We start from the raw sequence: 23,034 nt of genomic DNA, 5'->3' as shown, positions 1-23,034 counted from the left end.
CCTGCATTTGATGGCGGCTGTACGCAGGGCGCTTCGGCGCGCCGGCTTCCTTAGGTTCCCCGGTCTGCTAACCTGCGTTCAGCTGTCACCCCTTCTTTTAGCAGAGAAGAGGTTCCAGCATTATTTTGGAACCTGAAAATGATAAAGCCTACGCCTAACCCACCGGTCACCGATCCGGTCTCCCCCTACGAATCCCCCGATTCCAGAAAACTCAACGAAGCCGCCGAGCGCGCCCTCGACCATTACCTCAACCCGGCGGCCACGGTCATGGCCACACCCTACCAACCCAACAAGCTGTACCTGGCCAACCCGGCGGCCGCCACCGAGCCGATGCTGGTCAACGCCAGCGAAACCCTGGGCTCGGCCACCGTCATGCTCAACGACTTCGCGGCCTTGCTGGAAGGCACCCACCGCAAAACCCTGCTGGGTATCGCGCAGGTGGTGATGTTGGCTGAACTGGCTGTGAATCAGGTGCTGGATAAGGTGGTGCCGACTGAGTAATTCCCAGTGGCCGGGGGGAGGGCTGTTGGCTGAGTTCAGAATTTGAGTTGGCTGACTTGACGCCTTCGCGGGCAAGCCCGCTCCCACAGGGATGTGTATTGCCCTGTGGGAGCGAGCCTGTTGTCACAGAGGATTTATGCCAGCGCTTTACCCGCGCCCCTGCAGATAGGTCGCGTAATCCGGGATGCGGTGTTCGTGAGCCTGATCCATCAACGGGCTGCTGAGCAGGTAGTCGGCGCTGCATTCGTTGCAGGCCACAGGGATGTTCCACACCGCCGCGACCCGCAGTAATGCCTTGATGTCCGGGTCGTGGGGTTGCGGTTCGAACGGGTCCCAGAAAAACACCAACATGTCGACCCGTTGCTCGGCGATTTGCGCGCCGAGTTGCTGGTCGCCGCCCAGTGGACCGCTGATCATGCTTTCTACCGGCAGGCCGAGGCGTTGTTGCAACAACAACCCCGTGGTGCCGGTGGCGATCAGTTCATGCTGCGCGAGTTTGTCTTTCTGTCGCTCGGCCCAGTCCAGCAAAAACACTTTGCAGTGGTCATGGGCGACCAGGGCGATACGCTTGCGCGCTGCCATGGTCTTTTGCGTAAAGCTGATACCGATCATCGGTTGCTGCTCCACGGTTTACTCTGCGTTGCAGAGCGCCAGGCAGTTATCGAGCATGCGGTTGGAGAAGCCCCACTCATTGTCGTACCAGGCCAGCACTTTGAGCAGCTTGCCGCTGGACTTGGTGTGGTTGGCGTCGAAGATCGACGACAGTGGGTTGTGGTTGAAGTCGCTGGATACCAGCGGCAGGGCGTTGTAGCCGAGAATCTTCGAGTGCTGGCTGGCTTGTTTGAGCAATGCGTTGACTTCATCGGCCGACGCTTCGCGCTTGAGCTGCACGGTCAGGTCCACCAGCGACACGTTGATCACCGGAACACGCACCGCCATGCCAGTCAGTTTGCCCGCCAGGTCCGGCAGCACCAGGCCCACCGCTTCAGCGGCGCCGGTCTTGCTCGGGATCATGTTCTGGGTGGCGGAACGGGCGCGGTACGGGTCGGTGTGGTAGACGTCGGTCAGGTTCTGGTCGTTGGTGTAGGCATGGATGGTGGTCATCAGACCGCTTTCGATGCCCAGCTCGCGGTGCAGCACCTGGGCCACCGGGGCGAGGCAGTTGGTGGTGCACGAGGCGTTGGAGATGATCTGGTGCGACTGGCGCAGAATGTCGTGGTTAACCCCATAAACCACAGTGGCGTCGGCGCCTTTGGCCGGGGCCGAGATGATCACTTTGCGCGCGCCGGCCGTAATATGGGCGGCGGCTTTGGCACGGTCGGTGAACAGACCGGTGCATTCGAACACGACGTCGACCTTCTCCGCGGCCCAGGGCAGTTCGGCCGGGTTGCGAATGGCGCTGACCGAAATACGGTCGCCGTTGACGGTCAGGCTTTCCTGATCGTGCTGGACATCGGCATCGAATGTGCCGTGAACGGTGTCGTACTTGAGCAGGTGAGCATTCATCGAGCTGTCGCCCAAGTCATTGATTGCCACGATCTGCAGATCCTGACGATAGCCTTGGGTATACAGTGCGCGCAGGACATTACGGCCGATACGGCCAAAACCATTGATTGCGATTCGAAGAGTCATTTACAGCGCCGCCGTCGTTTTGTTGTTGGAATTACAAGATTATTCGCAAAAAAATAGAAAACAAGCCTTTTTAGTGGCAATATTTTGTTTTATCTACAACGAGTGACCTGAATCAACTGGTCCGAATGATCAAGAAAGCCGTCTGTCATCCCGATCACAACGGCGTTTGATCAGCATAGACAATCAGGTCGCCACATCCGTTAGCCTGGAGTTCTACACATGCATCCCCGCGTCCTTGAGGTCACCGAACGGCTTATCGCCCGCAGCCGCGCCACGCGTGAGGCTTACCTTGCATTGATCCGTGGCGCCGCCAGTGACGGCCCGATGCGTGGCAAGCTGCAATGCGCCAACTTCGCCCACGGCGTGGCCGGATGTGGCAGCGACGACAAGCACAGCTTGCGGATGATGAACTCCGCCAACATCGCAATTGTTTCGTCATATAACGACATGCTCTCGGCGCACCAGCCGTACGAAGTCTTTCCTGAACAGATCAAAAAAGCCCTGCGCGAAATCGGCTCCGTCGGCCAGTTCGCCGGCGGCACCCCGGCCATGTGCGATGGCGTGACCCAGGGCGAACCGGGCATGGAACTGAGCCTGCCGAGCCGTGAAGTGATCGCGTTGTCCACCGCCGTGGCGTTGTCCCACAACATGTTCGACGGCGCGCTGATGCTCGGCATCTGCGACAAGATCGTGCCGGGCCTGATGATGGGCGCGTTGCGTTTCGGTCATCTGCCGATGATTTTCGTGCCGGGCGGGCCGATGGTGTCGGGTATCTCCAACAAGCAGAAAGCCGATGTGCGCCAGCGCTACGCCGAAGGCAAGGCGACCCGCGAAGAGCTGCTGGAATCGGAGATGAAGTCCTACCACAGCCCTGGCACCTGCACGTTCTACGGCACCGCCAATACCAACCAATTGCTGATGGAAGTCATGGGCCTGCACTTGCCGGGCGCCTCGTTCGTCAACCCGAACACGCCGTTGCGCGACGCTCTGACCCGCGAAGCGGCGCATCAGGTCACGCGCCTGACCAAGCAGAATGGCAACTTCCTGCCGATCGGCGAAATCGTCGACGAGCGTTCGCTGGTCAACTCCATCGTGGCCCTGCACGCCACCGGCGGCTCGACCAACCACACCTTGCACATGCCGGCCATCGCCATGGCTGCGGGCATCCAGTTGACCTGGCAGGACATGGCCGACCTCTCCGAGGTGGTGCCGACCCTGAGCCACGTGTACCCGAACGGCAAAGCCGACATCAACCACTTCCAGGCAGCGGGCGGCATGTCGTTCCTGATCCGTGAACTGCTGGAAGCCGGCCTGCTGCATGAAAACGTCAACACCGTGCTCGGCCACGGCCTGAGCCGCTACACCCAGGAACCGTTCCTCGATAACGGCGAGCTGGTCTGGCGCGAAGGCCCGATCGAAAGCCTCGACGAAAACATCCTGCGCCCGGTGGCTCGCGCATTCTCGGCAGAGGGCGGTTTGCGCGTGATGGAAGGCAACCTCGGCCGTGGCGTGATGAAAGTCTCAGCGGTCGCCCTGGAAAACCAGGTCGTCGAAGCCCCAGCCATGGTGTTCCAGGATCAGCAGGACCTGGCCGATGCGTTCAAGGCCGGTTTGCTGGAGAAGGATTTTGTCGCGGTGATGCGCTTCCAGGGGCCGCGCTCCAACGGCATGCCGGAACTGCACAAAATGACGCCATTCCTCGGCGTGCTGCAGGACCGTGGCTTCAAAGTTGCGTTGGTGACCGACGGACGCATGTCCGGCGCCTCGGGGAAAATCCCGGCGGCGATCCACGTCAGCCCCGAAGCTTATGTGGGCGGCGCTTTGGCACGGGTGCGTGAGGGCGATATCATCCGCGTCGATGGCGTCAAAGGCACCCTGGAGCTTAAGGTGGACGCCGAAGAATTCGCAGCACGCGAGCCGGCCAAAGGCCTGTTGGGCAACAACATCGGCACCGGTCGCGAACTGTTTGGTTTCATGCGCATGGCCTTCAGCTCCGCAGAGCAAGGCGCCAGCGCCTTTACTTCTGCCCTGGAGACGCTTAATTGAAACTGGCTTTGGTCGGTGACATCGGTGGGACCAACGCACGTTTCGCGTTGTGGAAAAACCAGCAGCTGGAATCGGTCCAGGTGCTGGCAACGGCAGACCACGCCACCCCGGAAGAAGCGATTGCGCTGTACCTGAGCGGGCTCGGCCTGGCGCCGGGTTCGATCGGTTCGGTGTGCCTGTCGGTGGCGGGCCCTGTGAGCGGTGATGAATTCAAATTCACCAACAATCACTGGCGGCTCAGTCGCAAGGGTTTCTGCAAGACCTTGCAGGTGGATCAACTGCTGCTGGTCAACGATTTCTCGGCCATGGCGCTGGGCATGACTCGCTTGCAGCCGGGCGAGTTCCGGGTGGTCTGCGAAGGCACGCCGGAACCGTTGCGGCCAGCAGTGGTAATCGGTCCGGGTACAGGCTTGGGCGTAGGCACGTTGCTCGATCTGGGCGAGGGCCGTTTTGCCGCGTTGCCGGGGGAGGGCGGTCACGTCGATCTGCCGCTGAGCAGCCCGCGGGAAACCCAACTGTGGCAACACATCTACAACGAGATCGGCCATGTCAGCGCTGAAACGGCATTGAGCGGCAGTGGTTTGCCGCGGGTCTACCGGGCGATCTGCGCGGTGGATGGTCACACGCCTGTGCTCGACACACCTGAGGCGATCACGGCGGCCGGGCTGGCGGGTGATCCGATTGCCCTGGAAGTGCTTGAGCAGTTCTGCTGCTGGCTCGGCCGCGTGGCCGGCAACAATGTGCTGACCACCGGTGCACGGGGTGGTGTGTACATCGTTGGCGGGGTGATTCCACGGTTTGCCGACTTTTTCGTTAAAAGCGGTTTCGCCCGGTGCTTTGCCGACAAGGGTTGCATGAGCGATTACTTCAAAGGCATTCCGGTGTGGCTGGTGACAGCGCCGTATTGCGGCCTTGTTGGCGCGGGTGTGGCGCTGGAGCAGGCGCAGTAATGATCGTTCCCACGCTCTGCGTGGGAATGCAGCCCGTGACGCTCCGCGTCACTGGACGCGGAGCGTCCCTTGAAGCGTTCCCACGCAGAGCGTGGGAACGATCGAATTTACACACGATCAGGCATAATCCTCCCCAACACAAACAACAAGGATGCCGCCGTGAGCTCAGTCAACAAGTCGATTTTGTTGGTCGATGACGATCAAGAGATACGCGAGTTGCTGGACACCTACCTGACCCGTGCCGGTTTCCAGGTCCGCACCACGCCCGATGGCGCAGGCTTTCGTCAGGCGCTGAACGAGGCGCCGAGCGATCTGGTGATCCTCGACGTGATGCTGCCCGACGAAGACGGTTTCAGCCTCTGCCGATGGATCCGCCAGCACCCGCGCCAGGCCCACGTGCCGATCATCATGCTCACCGCCAGTTCCGACGAGGCCGACCGCGTCATCGGCCTGGAACTGGGCGCCGACGACTACCTCGGCAAACCCTTCAGCCCCCGTGAGTTGCAGGCGCGCATCAAAGCCTTGTTGCGCCGCGCGCAGTTCGGTCAGGAGCGTTCCGGCGGTGAGGTGCTGGCCTTCGACGACTGGCGGCTGGACATGGTCAGCCATCGGCTGTTCCACACCGACGGCGAAGAAGTGATTCTCTCCGGCGCCGATTTCGCCCTGCTGAAACTGTTCCTCGATCATCCCCAGGAAATCCTCGACCGCGACACCATCGGCAACGCCACCCGTGGTCGTGACCTGATGCCGCTCGATCGCATCGTCGACATGGCGGTCAGCCGTTTGCGCCAGCGTCTGCGCGACACCGAAAAGCCGCCGCGGCTGATCCGGACGGTGCGTGGCAGCGGCTACCAATTGGCAGCCAACGTGGTTGCCGGCAATGGCCACTGAGTTTCTGCGCAAGCTCGCCGGGCGCGTGCCGGTGCCGCGCTCGCTGCTCGGGCGCATGTTGCTGCTGACCCTGTTGGCGGTGCTGTTCGCCCAGACGCTGTCGAGCGTGATCTGGGTTTCGCAATTGCGCGCCACCCAGCTCGAAGGCCTGGTCACCAGCGCCCGCAGCCTGGCCCATTCGATGACGGCCAGCGTCAGTTATTTCCGCTCGTTGCCGGTGGCGTTCAGGCCGCTGGTGCTCGACCAGTTGCGCAGCATGGGCGGCACCCGGTTCGTGGTGACCCTCAACGACAAACCCTTGGGCATGGAAGTGCTGCCGATCACGCCGCGCAAAGAAGCGGTGCTCAAAGCGGTGGACGAGGTGCTGCGCCAGTCGCTGGGCCAGGACGCCGATATTTCGGTGACGTTCGTCAGCCCCGAAGACCTGCGGATCTTCAATAGCGGGCTGAAACTCGATGAATTGCCGCGCTCCTGGGCACACTACGCGTTGACCCTGGAGCCAGTGAACCCACCGGTGCTGGTCACGCAAATCCAGATGGCGCCGGGGGAATGGTTGTACATCGCTTCGTTGTTGCCCGAGCCCTACACCAGTCTCGAAGAGCAAGGCCTGCCGGCGCAGCAAGTCTGGTTCATCGTACTCACCAGCGGCTTCTTGCTCCTGTTCATCGGCCTGCTGGTGCACTGGCAGAGCCGACCGCTCAAGCGATTGGCGCGGGCGGCGCGGGACATGTCCCTGGGCGCCGACGTCGAACCGGTCGCTCAGGGCGGTGGCAGTGAAGTGGTGGAAGTCGGTCGCGCGTTCAATGCAATGCGTGAACGCATCAGCCGTTACCTGACCGAGCGCAGCCAGTTGTTCAGCGCGATTTCCCATGACTTGCGCACACCGATCACTCGGCTGCGACTGCGGGTCGAATTGCTTGAAGACGAAAAGCTGCAAGCCAAGTTCGGTCGCGATCTGGATGAGCTGGAGTTGCTGGTCAAAGGCGCGCTGCAATGCGTGAAAGACACTGACATCCACGAAAACATCGAACCGGTGGACCTCAATCATGTGCTCGACTGCCTGGTGGAACCGTATCTGGCGCCCAACGGCAATGGCCGCGTGACTCAGCAGGGGCGGGCGCTGGCGCCGTATCCCGGCAAGCCACTGGCGCTCAAGCGCTGCATCGGCAACCTGATCGACAACGCCTTGAAGTACGGGCAGAACGCGCATCTGCACATCGATGACGACGAGAGCGCGTTCGTCCTGCATGTCGACGACGAAGGTCCGGGTGTGCCGGAGCAGCGGCTGGAGCAAGTGTTCGAGCCGCACTTCCGCCTGGCCGGGCAGCAGCAGGGTTATGGCCTGGGGCTGGGGATTGCGCGCAACATCGCCCATAGCCATGGCGGCGAAGTCAGCCTGCAAAACCTGCGTGAAGGCGGGTTGCGCGTGACGTTGCAGTTGCCGCGACCAATGGATTGAAAGCGACCCTGAAAGAGGGACTGCTGCGCAGTCCAACGGGGGCAAGCCCCCTCGCCACAAGTAACCACTCACTTCAAAATCAGGGTGAATGTCACAACTCGGTGACAAAAGCCGCCCCCTTCGTTACCTGCCCGCCACCGACCGTTGTTTAGACTGGTCCCAGTCATAACAACAAAAAAGGTACCGCATGGACACCTTCCAACCCGCCTTCAGCAGTTGGCTGAACGCGCCTGCCCATCAGCAATGGCTTGCCGCCGAAGGCCTGCGCCTGCTGGCGTTTGCCAGGGCTTCAAAGCTTGCCGAAGGTTTCGGCAATCTTGATGAAAAGGGGCGCCTCCCAGCCAGCGCCCAAGCTGAAACCATGAACACCGCGCGCATGACCCACAGCTTCGCCATGGCCCACATCCAGGGTTTGCCGGGGTTCGCCGAGCTGGTGGATCACGGCATCAAAGCCCTCAGCGGGCCGCTGCGTGACGCCGAACACGGTGGCTGGTTTGCCACGCCCGAACACCGCGACGGCAATACCGGCAAAGCCGCTTACCTGCATGCCTTCGTGGCGTTGGCCGCGAGTTCTGCGGTGGTTGCCCAGCGTCCCGGTGCGCAAGCCTTGCTCGATGAGGCGATCCACATCATCGACAGCCATTTCTGGAGCGAGGAGGAGGGCGCCATGCGCGAGTCCTTCAACCGCGACTTCAGTTGCGAGGAGGCCTATCGCGGCGCCAACAGCAACATGCACGCCACCGAAGCCTTCCTCGCCCTGGCCGATGTCACCGAGGACCACCGCTGGCTGATTCGCGCGCAGCGCATCGTCGAGCGTGTCATTCATGAACACGCCGCCGCCAACGATTATCTGGTGGTCGAGCATTTCGACCGCGACTGGCAGCCGCTGCGCGACTACAACCACGACAACCCGGCCGACGGTTTCCGTCCTTATGGCACCACACCGGGTCATGGTTTCGAATGGGCGCGGTTGTTACTGCACCTTGAAGCGGCCCGGGTGCAAGCCGGGATGCTCACACCGGGCTGGCTGGCCACCGATGCGCAAAAACTCTTCGAGCACAATTGCCGTCACGGCTGGGACGTCGACGGCGCGCCGGGCATTGTCTACACCCTCGACTGGGACAATCGCGCGGTGGTTCGTCATCGTTTGCACTGGACTCATTGCGAGGCCGGCGCCGCCGCCAGTGCGCTGCTAAAACGCACCGGTGATGAGCAATACGAGCGTTGGTACCGACTGTTCTGGGAATTCTGTGACAGTCATTTCATCGATCGCTGCGATGGCAGTTGGCATCACGAGCTCGATCCGCTGAACCGCCCGAGCGCCGATATCTGGGCCGGTAAACCTGACCTGTATCACGCCTGGCAAGCCGTATTGATCCCGCGCCTGCCATTGGCGCCGAGCATGGCCAGTGCGCTGGCGCAATTGTCCCAGAGCGCTCCTGTGTAACCATGTGGTGACATTCGCGCGTCCCTTCGTTACCTGCGAAGGGCGATCCCCTGTTTAAAATCCTATGCAGCGCAAGCACCAGACTTGCATGCATAACAACAAGAAAGGTACTACTAGATGAATGCGATTTCTCGCCTCGCTACTGTCATTTCTCTCGCTTCACTGCTTCCCGTTGCTGCATTCCCGCTCAGTGCCCTTGCCGCCGATTCCAAAGGTTCGGTGGAAGTCGTTCACTGGTGGACGTCTGGTGGTGAAAAAGCAGCTGTCGATGTGCTCAAGGCTCAAGTCGAAAAAGACGGCTTCACCTGGAAAGACGGCGCAGTCGCCGGCGGTGGCGGTGCCACTGCCATGACCGTACTCAAAAGCCGCGCCGTGGCCGGTAACCCACCGGGCGTAGCGCAGATCAAAGGTCCGGACATTCAGGAATGGGCGTCTACCGGTCTGCTCGATACCGACGTCTTGAAAGACGCTGCCAAAGCTGAGAAGTGGGACAGCCTGCTCGACAAGAAAGTCTCCGATACCGTGAAGTACGACGGTAACTATGTGGCCGTGCCGGTGAACATTCACCGCGTCAACTGGTTGTGGATCAATCCGGAAGTCTTCAAGAAAGCCGGCATCGAAAAAGCGCCAACCACCCTTCAGGAATTCTACGCGGCCGGTGACAAGCTCAAGGCTGCGGGCTTCATTGCGCTTGCCCACGGTGGCCAACCTTGGCAGGACAGCACCGTGTTCGAAGCGGTGGTCCTGTCGGTCATGGGCGTCGATGGCTACAAGAAAGCCCTGGTCGATCTGGATAACGCGGCGCTGACCGGTCCTGACATGGTCAAGGCGCTGACCGAGCTGAAGAAAGTCGCGACCTACATGGACGCCGACGGCAAAGGCCAGGACTGGAACCTGGAGGCGGCCAAGGTCATCAACGGCAAGGCCGGCATGCAGATCATGGGTGACTGGGCCAAGAGCGAGTGGACAGCGGCCAAGAAAGTCGCCGGCAAGGATTACGAGTGCGTAGCCTTCCCGGGCACCGACAAGGCCTTCACCTACAACATCGACTCGCTGGCCGTGTTCAAGCAGAAAGACAAGGGCACTGCTGCAGCTCAGCAGGACATTGCCAAGGTCGTGCTGGGTGAGAACTTCCAGAAAGTCTTCAGCATCAACAAGGGCTCGATCCCGGTTCGAAACGACATGCTGAGCGATATGGGCAAGTACGGTTTCGACTCCTGCGCCCAGACGGCTGCCAAAGACTTCCTGGCGGACGCCAAGACCGGTGGCCTGCAGCCGAGCATGGCGCACAACATGGCGACCACGCTGGCGGTACAGGGTGCTTTCTTTGATGTCGTGACCAACTTCATCAACGATCCGAAAGCCGATCCTGCCACTGCTGCCAAGCAACTCGGCACTGCCATTAAAGCGGCCAAGTAACCGTTAGCCGCGCCCCCCCTGTGGGAGCGGGCCTACTCGCGAAAGTGCAGTGTCAGGCACCCATGTCGGTACTGGCACGACACGCTCGCGAGGGCCGCTCCTACAAGGGAAAGCGCTTGTAATCCTTTCTCTTCGTACTGGATCTTCCCATGAGTTCTGTTGCTGTGTTCAGCAAGGCCTCGCCGTTCGATGCACTGCAGCGCTGGCTCCCCAAGCTGGTGCTGGCGCCGAGCATGTTCATTGTTCTGGTGGGGTTCTATGGCTATATCCTGTGGACCTTCGTCCTGTCGTTCACCACTTCGACTTTCCTGCCGACTTACAAATGGGCAGGTCTGGCGCAGTACCAGCGGCTGTTCGACAACGATCGCTGGTGGGTAGCGAGCAAGAACCTGGCGCTTTTCGGCGGCATGTTCATCGGCATCACCCTGGTGATCGGTGTGTTGCTGGCGGTGTTTCTTGATCAGCGCATTCGTCGCGAAGGTTTCATTCGCACCATTTACCTGTACCCGATGGCGCTTTCGATGATCGTCACCGGTACCGCCTGGAAGTGGCTGCTCAACCCGGGCATGGGCCTGGACAAATTACTGCGTGACTGGGGCTGGGAAGGCTTTCGCCTGGACTGGTTGATCGATCCGGATCGCGTTGTGTACTGCCTGGTGATCGCGGCGGTATGGCAAGCCTCGGGCTTTATCATGGCGATGTTCCTCGCCGGCCTGCGTGGCGTTGATCAATCGATCATCCGTGCCGCCCAGATCGATGGCGCGAGCATGCCGCGCATTTACCTGAAAGTGGTGTTGCCGAGCCTGCGCCCGGTGTTCTTCAGCGCAGTGATGATCCTGGCCCACATCGCTATCAAGAGTTTCGACCTGGTGGCGGCAATGACCGCCGGTGGCCCGGGTTATTCCTCCGATCTGCCTGCGATGTTCATGTATTCCTTCACCTTCAGTCGCGGCCAGATGGGCATGGGCTCGGCCAGTGCGATTCTGATGCTCGGTGCGATTCTCGCGATCATCGTGCCTTACCTGTACTCCGAGCTGAGGGCCAAACGTCATGACTAGTTTCGCTGCCAAACCTGCCATCAGCCTGAGTCGCATCGCGATCTATGGCGTGCTGCTCCTTGCGGTATTGCTGTACCTGATACCGCTGGTGGTCATGCTGTTGACCAGTTTCAAGACGTCGGAAGATATCAACTCCGGCAACCTGCTGAGCTGGCCGACCGTGGTCAGCGGTATTGGCTGGATCAAGGCCTGGGGCACGGTTGACGGGTACTTCTGGAACTCGATCAAGATCACCGTTCCGGCGGTAATGATCTCCACGGCCATCGGCGCGTTGAACGGCTATGTGCTGTCGATGTGGCGCTTTCGCGGGTCGCAGTTGTTCTTCGGCCTGCTGCTGTTCGGTTGCTTCCTGCCATTCCAGACGGTCCTGCTGCCGGCCTCGTTCACCCTCGGCAAGATGGGCCTGGCCAGCACGACGACAGGCCTGGTGTTCGTGCACGTGGTCTACGGCCTGGCGTTCACCACGCTGTTTTTCCGTAACTACTACGTCAGCGTTCCCGATGCGCTGGTGAAGGCGGCGCGGCTCGATGGCGCGGGGTTCTTCACCATCTTTCGCTTGATCATCCTGCCGATGTCCACCCCGATCATCATGGTCTGCCTGATCTGGCAGTTCACTCAGATCTGGAACGACTTCCTGTTCGGCGTGGTGTTCTCAAGCGGTGACTCGCAACCCATTACGGTGGCGTTGAACAACTTGGTCAACACCAGTACCGGGGCCAAGGAATACAACGTTGATATGGCGGCGGCAATGATCGCCGGGCTGCCGACCCTGCTGGTCTATGTGGTCGCAGGTAAGTATTTCGTGCGCGGGCTGACGGCCGGCGCAGTCAAGGGGTAATCATGGCTACGCTCGAACTTCGCAATGTAAACAAAACCTATGGCCCCGGCCTGCCGGACACCCTCAAGAACATTGAGCTGTCGATCAAGGACGGTGAATTCCTGATTCTTGTGGGTCCTTCGGGTTGCGGTAAATCGACCCTGATGAATTGCATCGCCGGCCTTGAGACCATCACCGGTGGCGCGATCATGATCGGTGACCAGGACGTCAGCGGCATGAGTCCCAAAGACCGCGACATCGCCATGGTGTTCCAGTCCTACGCGCTGTACCCGACCATGAGCGTGCGCGAAAACATCGCGTTCGGTTTGAAGATCCGCAAGATGCCCGCCGCCGATATCGACGCGGAAGTCGCTCGCGTGGCCAAGCTGCTGCAAATCGAGCACCTGCTCAACCGCAAGCCGGGTCAACTCTCCGGTGGTCAGCAACAGCGCGTGGCCATGGGCCGGGCGTTGGCGCGGCGGCCGAAGATCTACCTGTTCGACGAACCGCTGTCCAACCTCGACGCCAAGCTGCGGGTCGAGATGCGCACCGAAATGAAACTGATGCACCAGCGCCTGAAAACCACCACGGTCTACGTGACCCACGACCAGATCGAAGCGATGACCCTGGGCGACAAAGTGGCGGTGATGAAGGACGGGATCATCCAGCAGTTCGGTACCCCGAAAGACATCTACAACAACCCGGCCAACCTGTTCGTGGCGAGCTTCATCGGTTCGCCGCCGATGAACTTCATTCCCCTGCGTTTGCAACGCAAGGACGGCCGTCTGTTGGCGTTGCTCGACAGTGGTCAGGCGCGCTGCGAATTGCCGCTGGGCATGCAGGATGCCGGTCTCGAAGACCGCGAAGTGATCCTCGGCATGCGCCCGGAACAGATCGTGCTGGCGAACGGCGAGCCAAACGGTTTGCCAACCATCCGCGCCGAAGTGCAGGTCACCGAACCGACCGGTCCCGACACCCTGGTATTCGTCAATCTCAACGACACCAAGGTCTGCTGCCGTCTGGCACCGGACGTCGCACCGGCCCCGGGCGAGACCCTGACGCTGCAATTCGATCCATCGAAAGTGCTGCTGTTCGATGCCAAGACCGGTGAGCGTCTGGGCGTTGCCGGCCTGCCAAAAACCGAAGCTCACAGCGCCAACGTGGCCCAGTTCAAAGGCCGCTGAAGATCAAATGTGGGAGCGAGCAAGCCCGCTCCCACAGGGGGGATTAGTGGCGGATGGAGACATCCGTCGCAATCGATGTAAACCGCGTTAGATAAAAACAGTTAATAACAATAAAACGAGGATGTAGGGATGAAGAAGAAGAACAACGCTCAGCTGATCTGCCAATTGTCAGCGGTTGCGGCGATGATGCTGGCCGGTAGTGCGCACGCGGCTGACGCGTTCAGTGCCGATTCCCAATGGATGACGGGGGACTGGGGTGGCGAGCGGACCAAGCTGATCGAGCAGGGTATCGACATCAAGGCCGACTATGTCGGTGAAGTGGGCGCCAACCTGCACGGCGGCTACAACGACGACAAAACGGCGCGTTACGCCGACCAGTTTGGTCTGGGCGTGGCGCTGGACCTGCAAAAACTGTGGGGCTGGGATAACACCCAGGCCAAGATCCAGCTCACCAACCGTAACGGTCAGAACATCTCCAATGACCGTGTCGGCGACCCGCGTGCCGGCACCTTGAGTTCCTCCCAGGAAGTCTACGGCCGTGGCCACATGGTCCGTCTGACCCAGCTGTGGATCAAGCACCAGTTCCTCGACGGGAAACTGGACGTCAAGGCTGGTTACTTCGGCGAAGGCGAAGACTTCAACACCTTCCCTTGCGAGTTCCAGAATCTGGCATTCTGCGGTTCCCAGGCGGGTAACTGGGCGACCGGTATCTGGTACAACTGGCCGGTCATGCAGGCGGCGGTTCGCGTGAAGTACAACATCACGCCTGAGTTCTATGCGCAGATCGGCGCGTACAATCAGAACCCATCGCAACTTGAGCACGGTAACGGTTTCAAGCTCAGCGGCAGTGGCACCAAGGGCACCGTCTTGCCGGTTGAATTGGTCTGGTCGCCGAAGGTCAACAACCTGCCGGGCGAATACCGTGTCGGTTACTACAAGAGCACGGCCGACGCCAATGACGTCCGTAAGGACGACGACGGCAATGATGCAGCGACCACCGGCAATGCCTATCGCAGCCATGACAGCAAGCACGGCTACTGGTTCGTGGCGCAGCAACAACTGACCACCCATAACGGTGATGCTTCGCGCGGTCTGAACATCGCGGCCAACGCCACCTTCCACGACAAGGACACCAACTTCGTCGACAACTACCAGTCGTTGATGTTTGTTTACAAGGGCCCGTTCGATGCGCGTCCAAAAGACGACGTCGGGATCGGTTTCTCCCGTATCCATGTCAACGATGACGTGAAGAAAAACTCTGAGTTGGTCAACGCCGCCAATGGTGTCACCGACTACAACGATCCACTGTTCGCGCCACTGCGTAGCACCGAGTACAACTACGAGATCAACTACGGTTTCCACGTTACCAACTGGCTGACGGTGCGTCCTAACTTGCAATACATCACTCACCCGGGTGGTGTGGATGAAGTTGATAACGCGCTGGTCGCCGGCCTGAAAATTCAGTCGGTGTTCTAACGCTGTTGCGATAAGCTCCTCTCTATGTGCGCATATTTGCGGACGGCCATGGCTGTCCGCTTTTTTTTGGGGGTGGCGCGCCCTCGGGTGACAGATGATTTTCAGGACCGTGGCACATGCTTGAGCATCCGCTACAACGCTTCTTCAAATCCTTGCGCGAACGTCCGGTGTTTGCGTGGGAGCGCTATCAGATGCGCGACGTGCTGGTGATCGACCATCCGCTGTGTCAGGCGGTGTTCAGTCGTCAGGGCGCGCAGTTGCTGCACTTCCAGCCAAAGGGTCAGAAACCCTGGCTGTGGTGCGCGGCGAAATGGCCGCACGTGGGTGCTATTCGCGGCGGCGTGCCGGTGTGCTGGCCGTGGTATGGCCGCCACCCAAGCGAAAACGCCTGGCCGTCCCATGGCTGGGCGCGCCTGCTGGACTGGAAGTTACTCGACAGCAGCAGTGACGACGATGGCGTGCACCTGCACTGGCAGTTACAGCTGTGCGACTGGCAAGTGGACTTGCACGCGCACCTGGGCGAACGCATGGATTTGCACTTGAGCACGGAGCATCAGGACGACATGCCGTGCCAGTTGAGTCAGGCGTTGCACGCCTATTGGCGTATTGGTGACGTCGGTGAGGTAGCGCTGTCTGGGCTCGAAGGAGCGCAAGGTTACGACCAGTTAAACCGCCAGGCTTGCCAACAGGAAGGCGAGTTGCGGGTCGACGGTGGGTGTCAGCGCGTGTTCCAGCATGACGGCGAATTGCAGCTCAAGGACCACGCCTGGCAGCGCGAACTGTGCATCGACACCGGTGATCATGCAGACACGGTGGTCTGGCATCCCGGCTCGCGGCCATTGCTGGGCGTGAGCTGGAATGAGATTTCCGAGTTCGTCTGTGTGGAAGCGGCCAGCGGCGGCACCGACAGCCTGTGCCTGGCGCCGGGGGAGCGGGCGCATCTGAGTTTGCAGGCGCGGGTTGGGGCATAGCCGATGCGCACAACCTTTGTGGCGAGGGGGCTTGCCCCCGTTGGGCCGCGAAGCGGCCCCAAAATCACCAGCGCGACATTCTGCTCAAGCCGCGTTTGCCAGGTTTACGACTGCTGCGCAGCCGAACGGGGGCAAGCCCCCTCGCCACAGGGGGTTAATTAAACTCATCCCCAATCGGATACCGACTGGCATTGAGGCTTTCCTTGATCTTGCGCAAATGCGGCTGGAAATCCACGCCTCGGCGCAAGGTCATGCCGGTGGCGAGCACATCGAGCACGGTCAGCTGAATGATCCGCGAGGTCATCGGCATGTAAATGTCGGTGTCTTCCGGCAACGGAATGTTCAGGCTCAAGGTACTGGCCTTGGCCAGCGGCGAACCCTCGGCCGTCAGCCCCAGCACCGAAGCGCCGTTTTCCCGGGCGATGCGTGCCACTTCCACCAGTTCGCGGGTACGGCCGGTGTAGGAGATGATCACGAATAACTCACCGGTGTGGGCCACCGAGGCAATCATGCGTTGCATCAGCACATCGGCATGGGCGGTGACGGCGAGGTTGAAGCGGAAGAACTTGTGCTGCGCATCCAGTGCCACCGGGGCCGAGGCGCCGAGGCCGAAGAAGTGGATCTGCCGGGCCTGGATCAACAGGTCGACGGCGCGGCTGATCAGATTCGGGTCCAGTGCCTGGCAGGCGCTGTCCAGGGACGCGATGGCGCTGCCGAAGATCTTCTGGGTGTAAGCCTCGGGGTTGTCGTCGGCTTCCACCGCACGGCTGACATACGCCGCGCCGCTGGCCAGGCTCTGGGCCAGCTGCAGTTTCAGTTCAGGGTAGCCGCTGACACCGAATGAGCGGCAGAAACGGTTGACCGTCGGCTCACTGACCGACGCGGCCTGGGCGAGGGCGGCGATGCTGAACCGGGTCGCCTGCTGTGGGTTGAGCAGGATCACTTCGGCGACTTTGCGTTCTGCCTTGTTCAGGTCTTCGAGGCGACTCTGGATCTGTTCCAGTAAATTTCGCACGCGGTCCATATGGGGTTCCTAAATTCACCTGCGCAAACAAGCGCTCGGCTATGCAAATTGGGCCTTTGATACGGCCCATAACGGTGGCCTATCCTACTGATGGCTCCGACCGACCACCACTCGGAATCTATATTTTGCGAAAATGTTGTGGTTATTACTACATTTTCCCTTGAGTGATGCCTTGAAAAAAGGTATTTGTAGCTTAACTTGATAAAAGAACAAACATCATGCCTTCGATTACGGTTGAACCGTGCACCTTTGCCTTGTTCGGCGCTCTCGGCGATCTAGCCCTGCGCAAGCTGTTTCCTGCCCTTTATCAACTCGATGGTGCCGGCCTGCTTCATGAGGATACGCGCATTATCGCACTGGCCCGTGAACCTGGCAGCGAGCAGCAGCATCTGGCGTTCATCGCCACCGAGTTGCGTCGCTACGTGGGCGCCAAAGAGCTGGATGAAGCCGTGCTCGAGCGCTTCCTGGCCCGTTTGAGTTACCTGCATGTCGACTTCCTCAAGGCTGACGATTACGTCGCCCTGGCCGAGCAGGCCGGCAGTGCCCAGCGGGTGATTGCCTACTTCGCCACGCCGGCGGCGGTTTACGGTGCTATTTGCGAGAACCTGTCGAAGGTCGGCCTGACCGAAAACACCCGCGTGGTGCTGGAAAAACCCATCGGTTCTGACCTGGAATCCTCGCGCAAGGTCAACGATGCCGTGGCGCAGTTCTTCCCGGAGAACCGCACCTACCGTATCGACCACTACCTGGGCAAAGAGACCGTACAAAACCTGATCGCCCTGCGTTTCGCCAACAGCCTGTTCGAAACCCAGTGGAACCAGAATTACATTTCCCACGTGGAAATCACCGTGGCCGAGCAGGTCGGGATCGAAGGCCGTTGGGGTTACTTCGACAAGGCCGGCCAGCTACGGGACATGATCCAGAATCACCTGTTGCAGTTGCTGTGCCTGATTGCCATGGACCCTCCGGCCGACTTGTCCGCCGACAGCATCCGCGACGAGAAAGTCAAAGTGCTCAAGGCGCTGGCGCCGATCAGCCCGGAAGGCCTGACCACTCAAGTGGTGCGCGGCCAGTACATCGCCGGTCACAGCGAAGGCAAGTCGGTGCCGGGGTATCTGGAGGAGCCTAACTCCAACACCCAGAGCGACACCGAAACCTTCGTTGCCCTGCGTGCCGACATTCGCAACTGGCGTTGGGCCGGCGTGCCGTTTTACCTGCGCACCGGCAAGCGCATGCCGCAGAAGCTGTCGCAGATCGTCATCCACTTCAAGGAACCATCGCACTACATCTTCGCCCCCGAGCAGCGCTTGCAGATCAGCAACAAACTGATCATCCGCCTGCAACCGGACGAAGGCATTTCCTTGCGCGTGATGACCAAGGAACAAGGCCTGGACAAGGGCATGCAGCTGCGCAGCGGTCCGTTGCAGCTGAATTTTTCCGACACCTGGCGCAGCGCACGGATTCCCGATGCCTACGAGCGGTTGTTGCTGGAAGTGATGCGTGGCAATCAGAACCTGTTTGTCCGTAAAGATGAAATCGAAGCCGCGTGGAAGTGGTGTGACCAGTTGATTGCCGGGTGGAAAAAGTCCGGTGATGCGCCCAAGCCGTACGCGGCCGGGTCCTGGGGGCCGATGAGCTCCATTGCACTGATCACGCGGGACGGGAGGTCGTGGTATGGCGATATCTGAATTGAAACTGCCTCAGGGCGTCAGCGCCCATGAGTTCAAAAAACCGATGCTGCTGGCCGAAGGCCTGGCATTGGCAGTGGCCAAACAACTGAGCGACGCAATTGCCGCACAAGGCACCGCGACGCTGGTGGTGTCCGGTGGACGCAGCCCGGTGGCGTTTTTCCAGCACCTGGCCAAGCAGGCGCTGGACTGGTCGAAGGTGGTGGTCAGCCTGGCTGACGAGCGTTGGGTACCGGTGGAGCATGCCGACAGTAATGCCGGTCTGCTCAAGCGTTACCTGTTGCAAGGGCCGGCGGCCAAGGCCCAGTTCCTGAGCCTCTACAGTGCCACCGCCAACCTGGAACAGGCCGCCGAGCAGGCTGATCGCTTGCTCGCCGAATTGCCGACGATCGATGTGCTGGTGCTGGGCATGGGCGACGACGGTCACACCGCGTCGCTGTTCCCCAACAGCCCGAACCTGGCCGATGCCTTGAAAGTTGACGGCACTCGTCGTTGCTGGCCGATGCTGGCGCCGACCGTGCCGCGTCAGCGCCTGACCATGAGTCGCGCGCTGCTGGCTTCAGCCAGGCACACCGTTCTATCGATTTCCGGTCAGTCCAAGTTGACCACCCTGAGCGCCGCACTGGCCGGTGACGATGTCGCCGCCATGCCGATTCGGGCGTTTCTGCAACCTACGTTAGAGATTTACTGGTGCCCATGAACCAAGGATCAGCCGCTATGACAAACACATCCCCGACCGTTTCCATGGCGGACAAAGTTGCCCTGATCGACAGCCTCTGCGCCAAGGCGCGGATCCTGCCGGTGATCACCATCGCTCGCGAACAGGACGTGCTGCCATTGGCCGACGCCCTGGCCGCCGGTGGCCTCACGGCGCTGGAAGTGACCCTGCGTTCGCAGTTCGGCCTCAAGGCCATCCAGATCCTGCGCGAGAAGCGTCCGGAGCTGGTGACCGGTGCCGGTACGGTGCTTGATCGCAGCATGCTGGCCGCTGCCGAAGCCGCCGGTTCGCAATTCATCGTGACGCCGGGCATCACCCGTGACTTGCTCGAAGCCAGTGTCGCCAGCCCGATTCCGCTGTTGCCGGGCATCAGCAACGCCTCCGGCATCATGGAAGGCTATTGCCTGGGTTATCGCCGCTTCAAGCTGTTCCCGGCGGAAGTCAGCGGTGGCGTCGCGGCCATCAAGGCCCTGGGCGGCCCGTTCGGCGAAGTTAAATTCTGCCCGACCGGCGGCGTCAGCCCGGCCAACATCAAGAGCTACATGGCGTTGAAGAACGTGATGTGCGTGGGCGGTAGCTGGATGCTTGACCCCGAGTGGATCAAGAACGGCGACTGGGCCCGCATCCAGGAGTGCACCGCCGAGGCGTTGGCGCTGCTGGACTGATCTGATTTACCGGATTTACCAAACACTTCGTTGTGTGTTCTACGGCTTTACGGTGCGCTTGGTCGGTGCACCGTTTTTTTTTGCCTGGTGAAAATCCCTATGACTGTCGAAATGCTCTTTGTGGGACCGACATCACGCGATACACAGTTATCGCATCTCGCCGCACGTCCAGCGTTAACCTGCGTTCATCTTATGGAAGAGAGAACGTCATGGACGACAACACCTCGGCTGCATCCCCACTACCGGTTTATCAACTGTCACCCGAGCAGATCGCCGGTCCGTATTTTCGAAATCCAAAACTGATCAGGCGAAACGTCAGCGAAGGCATGGACGGCATTCCCTTGGTGCTGCGGCTCACGATCATCGATGCCATGACCGGTCAACCGGTTACCGGGGCATTGGTCGATATCTGGCATTGCAATGCGCGCGGGGCGTATTCGGGCTGGAGCAAGGTCAACCCGGATAAGGAAGTCGATGTGGATGATATCGGGTCGATCCCGCGCACCGACGACGATACCTACCTGCGTGGTGGGCAATTCACCGACAAAATGGGCATCGTGCGGTTTACCACGATTTATCCGGGGTTCTATGCCGGCCGCGCTTTGCACATTCACGTCGCGGTACGCATCACGGCCGGTAATAACTATCTGGAAGAGCGGCACGTCGCCTGGGTCGGCCAGCTTTACTTTCCCGAGGTCGCATCAAGGTCAGTGCTCAACGCCCGTGAGTACAGCGGTCGAGCCGTCTCACCGCTGACCAATGCGCAGGATATGTTTCATCAGCGCATGGGAGGCGAGGCCTCGACCCTGAACATTCATACCATCGGTCGAGACTCGAATGAAGACGGCTTTTTCGGGCACATGACCATCGGCGTCGATACGTTTGCGGTGTCATCGCAAATCAAGCCCGAGGACTTCGACAAGTACACCGTGTGACGTCAGCGTAATTCACTCAGCGCCCGGGCCAGCCCATCCATGTCGGCTGCGGTGGTGGTGAGCCCCGGCGTAATGCGGATGCATGGGCCACATGCCGCGCCGCTGCGCACCACGGTAAACAGGTTGTAGTCGTTGAGCAGGCGCTCGACCATCACTTGTTGGTCGGCATGCCGGGTAAAGCGCATCGAGGTGATGCCGCAATACAGGCGTGGGTCATCCGGGGTCATGACTTCGATCCCCGGTAACGCCCAAACGGCATCGACCCAGCGGTTGCGCAGGTAGTTGAGTCGTGCGCCCTTGGCGACAGAACCGCCCATGGCGCAATGTTCTTCGAGCACCAGCGGCAGGGTCAGCAGGGCGGGGATGTTCGGGGTGCTGTACGGCGTGCGGGCACGAATGTCGGTGACCGGGAAATGCATTTCGCCCATGTCCGGGTCGATGTCGGCCAAGCGCTCGGGCGCGATGTAAATGAAGCCGAGAGTCAGCGGCGCACCGATCCATTTGTGCAGGTTGTAGCCGGCAAAGGCGATGCCCAGTTCATCAAGATTGAACTCGATCTGGCCCAGGGCATGGGCGCCGTCGAGGATTACATCGATGCCATGCTCCCTGGCGGCAGCGGCAATCGCCTGCACCGGCATCACCAGGCCGGTGCGATGGGTGACGTGGGTCAGGGCCATCAGTTTCAGTCGTGGATAATGCACGAACGCTTCGCGGTACGTGGCCAGTAAGCTGTCGAAACTGGCGGGGTGACTGTGCTCGATCTCGATCACTTCCACGCCTCGATAGCGGGCCAGCCAACGAATCGCGCTCTTGACCGTGTCGTACTCCAGATCGCACAGCAGGACCTGGTCGCCCGGTTCCAGGCGATTGTAGTTGCGGATCAGCGATTGCAGGCCGTCCGAGGCATTGCGGGTGAAGGCGACGGCTTCGGCCGGGGCGCCGATCAGTTTGGCCAGCTGCGCGCGAATCTTGACGCTTTCGCCCTGTTCGAAGCGCTGGCGCACATGCACCGAGTTGCCGCGGTTGATGAGCTCGATGTTGCGCTGATACTCCTCGACCACGGTGCGTGACATGCGCCCGAAGTAACCGTTCTCCAGGTTCAGGGGGCCGGGTTCGACAGCGTAGCGGTCGGCAAAGGTCTGCCAAAAGGCTTCATCACGGGCACGGCGGGCGTTATCGGGCATGGGGATACTCGGTCAGAAGGGCAGGTCAGTGACGAGGGGCAGGTTTGCCGTGCTTGGCGCGCAGCGGTTCGAGCAGTTCCGACAGACCGTTGTGGTCGATTTCCTGCATCAACGCCAGCAAACCGCCCAACTCACCGTGAGGGAAACCTTCGCGAGCGAACCAGTTCAGGTACTGGCCGGGCAGGTCGGCGATGATCCGGCCTTTGTACTTGCCGAAGGGCATTTCGCGGGTAATCAGCAGTTCGAGCTTTTCGGGATTCATCATCAGTCGTCTTGATTCAAAGCAGTCTGGAAAATACAGGCATTCTGCATGCAGGCCAATTGACAGATCATGCAAAAGAAGCGGATACAGATTTCGCCTAAAGATTAACTTATTGAAATATAAGTAAAAAAATTCAATTCAAAGCTGGCATGCAGGGTGCAACGATTGATTGCATCTTTCATCAACCGCAAGGAATTGAAAAATGACCGACATCAACAAAGAAGCGATCTCTGTACTCAACGACCTGATTGAAACCAGTAAAGACGGTCAGGAAGGGTTCAAGACTTGCGCTGAAGACATCAAGAATCCAGAACTGAAAAACCTGTTCGTTCAACGCTCCGCCGATTGCGCCACTGCCGCTGCCGAACTGCAGGCCACTGTGCGTTCTCTAGGCGGTGATCCGGAAACCTCCACCAGTGTCAGCGGCGATCTGCACCGTCGTTGGGTGGATGTGAAGGCGATGTTCACCGGCAAGGATGAAGAGGCGGTGCTGAACGAAGCCGAACGCGGTGAAGACCATGCGAAGAAGGCTTACAAGGACGCACTGGATAAAATCAACAAGTACAATCTGGTGGGCATTCGTGACATCGTTGAACGCCAGTACCACGGTGTGCAACGCAACCACGATCAGGTGAAAGCCCTGCGCAACCAGGCTCGCGCACGCTCGTAAGCGTTCGTTACCCATCAAAAACGCCAGCCAGTCTGGC

At 60.2% G+C, this 23,034-nt stretch carries 22 protein-coding genes; 17 read left to right on the top strand and 5 right to left on the bottom strand.

Features of this window, described 5'->3' with window-relative positions:
* The first annotated feature begins 138 nt into the window (after nt 1-138).
* Nucleotides 139-501 (top strand): DUF6124 family protein, encoded by a 363-nt coding sequence (locus PSH69_RS23435; protein WP_096480962.1) that lies wholly within the window; start codon nt 139-141, stop codon nt 499-501.
* A gap of 147 nt (nt 502-648) precedes the next feature.
* Here PSH69_RS23435 and PSH69_RS23430 read toward each other — a convergent pair whose 3' ends face one another.
* On the bottom strand, nt 649-1,113 hold the full coding sequence (locus tag PSH69_RS23430; RefSeq protein ID WP_018926477.1) for a methylglyoxal synthase: 465 nt from the start codon (nt 1,111-1,113) through the stop codon (nt 649-651).
* Nucleotides 1,114-1,131: 18 nt separating this feature from the next.
* On the bottom strand, nt 1,132-2,133 hold the full coding sequence (gene gap, locus PSH69_RS23425) for a type I glyceraldehyde-3-phosphate dehydrogenase (RefSeq protein WP_018926476.1): 1,002 nt from the start codon (nt 2,131-2,133) through the stop codon (nt 1,132-1,134).
* A 219-nt stretch (nt 2,134-2,352) separates the two neighbouring features.
* Between gap and edd the strand changes: the two genes are divergently transcribed.
* The 11 genes from edd (at nt 2,353) to PSH69_RS23370 (ending at nt 15,851) form a co-directional block, all read left to right on the top strand.
* Complete coding sequence (gene edd, locus PSH69_RS23420) at nt 2,353-4,179, top strand: phosphogluconate dehydratase (RefSeq protein ID WP_305409972.1); 1,827 nt, start codon at nt 2,353-2,355, stop codon at nt 4,177-4,179.
* A complete protein-coding gene (locus tag PSH69_RS23415) occupies nt 4,176-5,129 on the top strand; it encodes a glucokinase (protein ID WP_305409971.1) in 954 nt (317 codons plus the stop codon). The genes edd and PSH69_RS23415 overlap by 4 nt, the downstream gene beginning before the upstream one ends.
* A 159-nt stretch (nt 5,130-5,288) precedes the next feature.
* The gene (locus tag PSH69_RS23410) at nt 5,289-6,020 is read left to right on the top strand and encodes a response regulator (RefSeq protein WP_007934711.1); all 732 of its coding nucleotides are present in this window, start codon (nt 5,289-5,291) and stop codon (nt 6,018-6,020) included.
* Nucleotides 6,010-7,479, top strand: a complete 1,470-nt coding sequence (locus PSH69_RS23405; protein WP_258672610.1) for an ATP-binding protein — start codon at nt 6,010-6,012, stop codon at nt 7,477-7,479. The genes PSH69_RS23410 and PSH69_RS23405 overlap by 11 nt, the downstream gene beginning before the upstream one ends.
* A 187-nt stretch (nt 7,480-7,666) precedes the next feature.
* Nucleotides 7,667-8,926 (top strand): AGE family epimerase/isomerase, encoded by a 1,260-nt coding sequence (locus tag PSH69_RS23400; RefSeq protein ID WP_305409970.1) that lies wholly within the window; start codon nt 7,667-7,669, stop codon nt 8,924-8,926.
* A gap of 117 nt (nt 8,927-9,043) precedes the next feature.
* The gene (locus PSH69_RS23395; RefSeq protein WP_018926471.1) at nt 9,044-10,345 is read left to right on the top strand and encodes an ABC transporter substrate-binding protein; all 1,302 of its coding nucleotides are present in this window, start codon (nt 9,044-9,046) and stop codon (nt 10,343-10,345) included.
* A 149-nt stretch (nt 10,346-10,494) separates the two neighbouring features.
* Nucleotides 10,495-11,403 carry a carbohydrate ABC transporter permease gene (locus PSH69_RS23390; protein WP_018926470.1) on the top strand — a complete coding sequence of 303 codons (909 nt, stop codon included), beginning with the start codon at nt 10,495-10,497 and terminating at the stop codon, nt 11,401-11,403.
* Complete coding sequence (locus PSH69_RS23385; RefSeq protein WP_305409969.1) at nt 11,396-12,241, top strand: carbohydrate ABC transporter permease; 846 nt, start codon at nt 11,396-11,398, stop codon at nt 12,239-12,241. Before PSH69_RS23390 ends, PSH69_RS23385 begins: the two co-directional genes overlap by 8 nt.
* 2 nt (nt 12,242-12,243) lie before the next feature.
* Nucleotides 12,244-13,404 carry an ABC transporter ATP-binding protein gene (locus PSH69_RS23380; protein ID WP_019581463.1) on the top strand — a complete coding sequence of 387 codons (1,161 nt, stop codon included), beginning with the start codon at nt 12,244-12,246 and terminating at the stop codon, nt 13,402-13,404.
* A gap of 129 nt (nt 13,405-13,533) precedes the next feature.
* Nucleotides 13,534-14,880, top strand: coding sequence for a carbohydrate porin (locus PSH69_RS23375; protein WP_305409968.1), 1,347 nt, complete (start codon nt 13,534-13,536; stop codon nt 14,878-14,880).
* A gap of 116 nt (nt 14,881-14,996) precedes the next feature.
* On the top strand, nt 14,997-15,851 hold the full coding sequence (locus PSH69_RS23370) for a D-hexose-6-phosphate mutarotase (protein WP_019581461.1): 855 nt from the start codon (nt 14,997-14,999) through the stop codon (nt 15,849-15,851).
* A gap of 154 nt (nt 15,852-16,005) precedes the next feature.
* Here the strand turns inward: PSH69_RS23370 and PSH69_RS23365 are convergent, their stop codons facing one another.
* Entirely contained in the window at nt 16,006-16,866 is an 861-nt protein-coding gene (locus PSH69_RS23365; protein WP_172901244.1) for a MurR/RpiR family transcriptional regulator, read from the bottom strand.
* A gap of 227 nt (nt 16,867-17,093) precedes the next feature.
* Here PSH69_RS23365 and zwf point away from each other — a divergent pair, with 227 nt between their 5' ends.
* The 4 genes from zwf to PSH69_RS23345 all read left to right on the top strand — a co-directional run bounded on the left by zwf (nt 17,094) and on the right by PSH69_RS23345 (nt 20,881).
* Complete coding sequence (gene zwf, locus PSH69_RS23360) at nt 17,094-18,563, top strand: glucose-6-phosphate dehydrogenase (RefSeq protein WP_018926464.1); 1,470 nt, start codon at nt 17,094-17,096, stop codon at nt 18,561-18,563.
* Nucleotides 18,550-19,263, top strand: coding sequence for a 6-phosphogluconolactonase (gene pgl / locus PSH69_RS23355; protein WP_305409967.1), 714 nt, complete (start codon nt 18,550-18,552; stop codon nt 19,261-19,263). The genes zwf and pgl overlap by 14 nt, the downstream gene beginning before the upstream one ends.
* Nucleotides 19,264-19,280: 17 nt before the next feature.
* On the top strand, nt 19,281-19,946 hold the full coding sequence (locus tag PSH69_RS23350; protein WP_018926462.1) for a bifunctional 4-hydroxy-2-oxoglutarate aldolase/2-dehydro-3-deoxy-phosphogluconate aldolase: 666 nt from the start codon (nt 19,281-19,283) through the stop codon (nt 19,944-19,946).
* Nucleotides 19,947-20,155: 209 nt separating this feature from the next.
* A complete protein-coding gene (locus tag PSH69_RS23345) occupies nt 20,156-20,881 on the top strand; it encodes an intradiol ring-cleavage dioxygenase (RefSeq protein WP_019581459.1) in 726 nt (241 codons plus the stop codon).
* A gap of 2 nt (nt 20,882-20,883) precedes the next feature.
* On the opposite strand, the gene PSH69_RS23340 is transcribed toward PSH69_RS23345, so the two are convergent.
* Together PSH69_RS23340 and PSH69_RS23335 are read right to left on the bottom strand one after the other, a co-directional pair.
* Nucleotides 20,884-22,065, bottom strand: coding sequence for an aminotransferase class V-fold PLP-dependent enzyme (locus PSH69_RS23340; protein WP_305409966.1), 1,182 nt, complete (start codon nt 22,063-22,065; stop codon nt 20,884-20,886).
* A gap of 25 nt (nt 22,066-22,090) precedes the next feature.
* The gene (locus PSH69_RS23335; RefSeq protein WP_007949456.1) at nt 22,091-22,327 is read right to left on the bottom strand and encodes a DUF3820 family protein; all 237 of its coding nucleotides are present in this window, start codon (nt 22,325-22,327) and stop codon (nt 22,091-22,093) included.
* 202 nt (nt 22,328-22,529) lie between these two features.
* Between PSH69_RS23335 and PSH69_RS23330 the strand changes: the two genes are divergently transcribed.
* A complete protein-coding gene (locus PSH69_RS23330; protein WP_305409965.1) occupies nt 22,530-22,997 on the top strand; it encodes a PA2169 family four-helix-bundle protein in 468 nt (155 codons plus the stop codon).
* The last annotated feature ends 37 nt before the right edge of the window (nt 22,998-23,034 follow it).

Source organism: Pseudomonas sp. FP1740, from assembly GCF_030687165.1.
Lineage (GTDB): Bacteria > Pseudomonadota > Gammaproteobacteria > Pseudomonadales > Pseudomonadaceae > Aquipseudomonas.
This window is presented reverse-complemented; position numbering and strand designations above follow the sequence as displayed.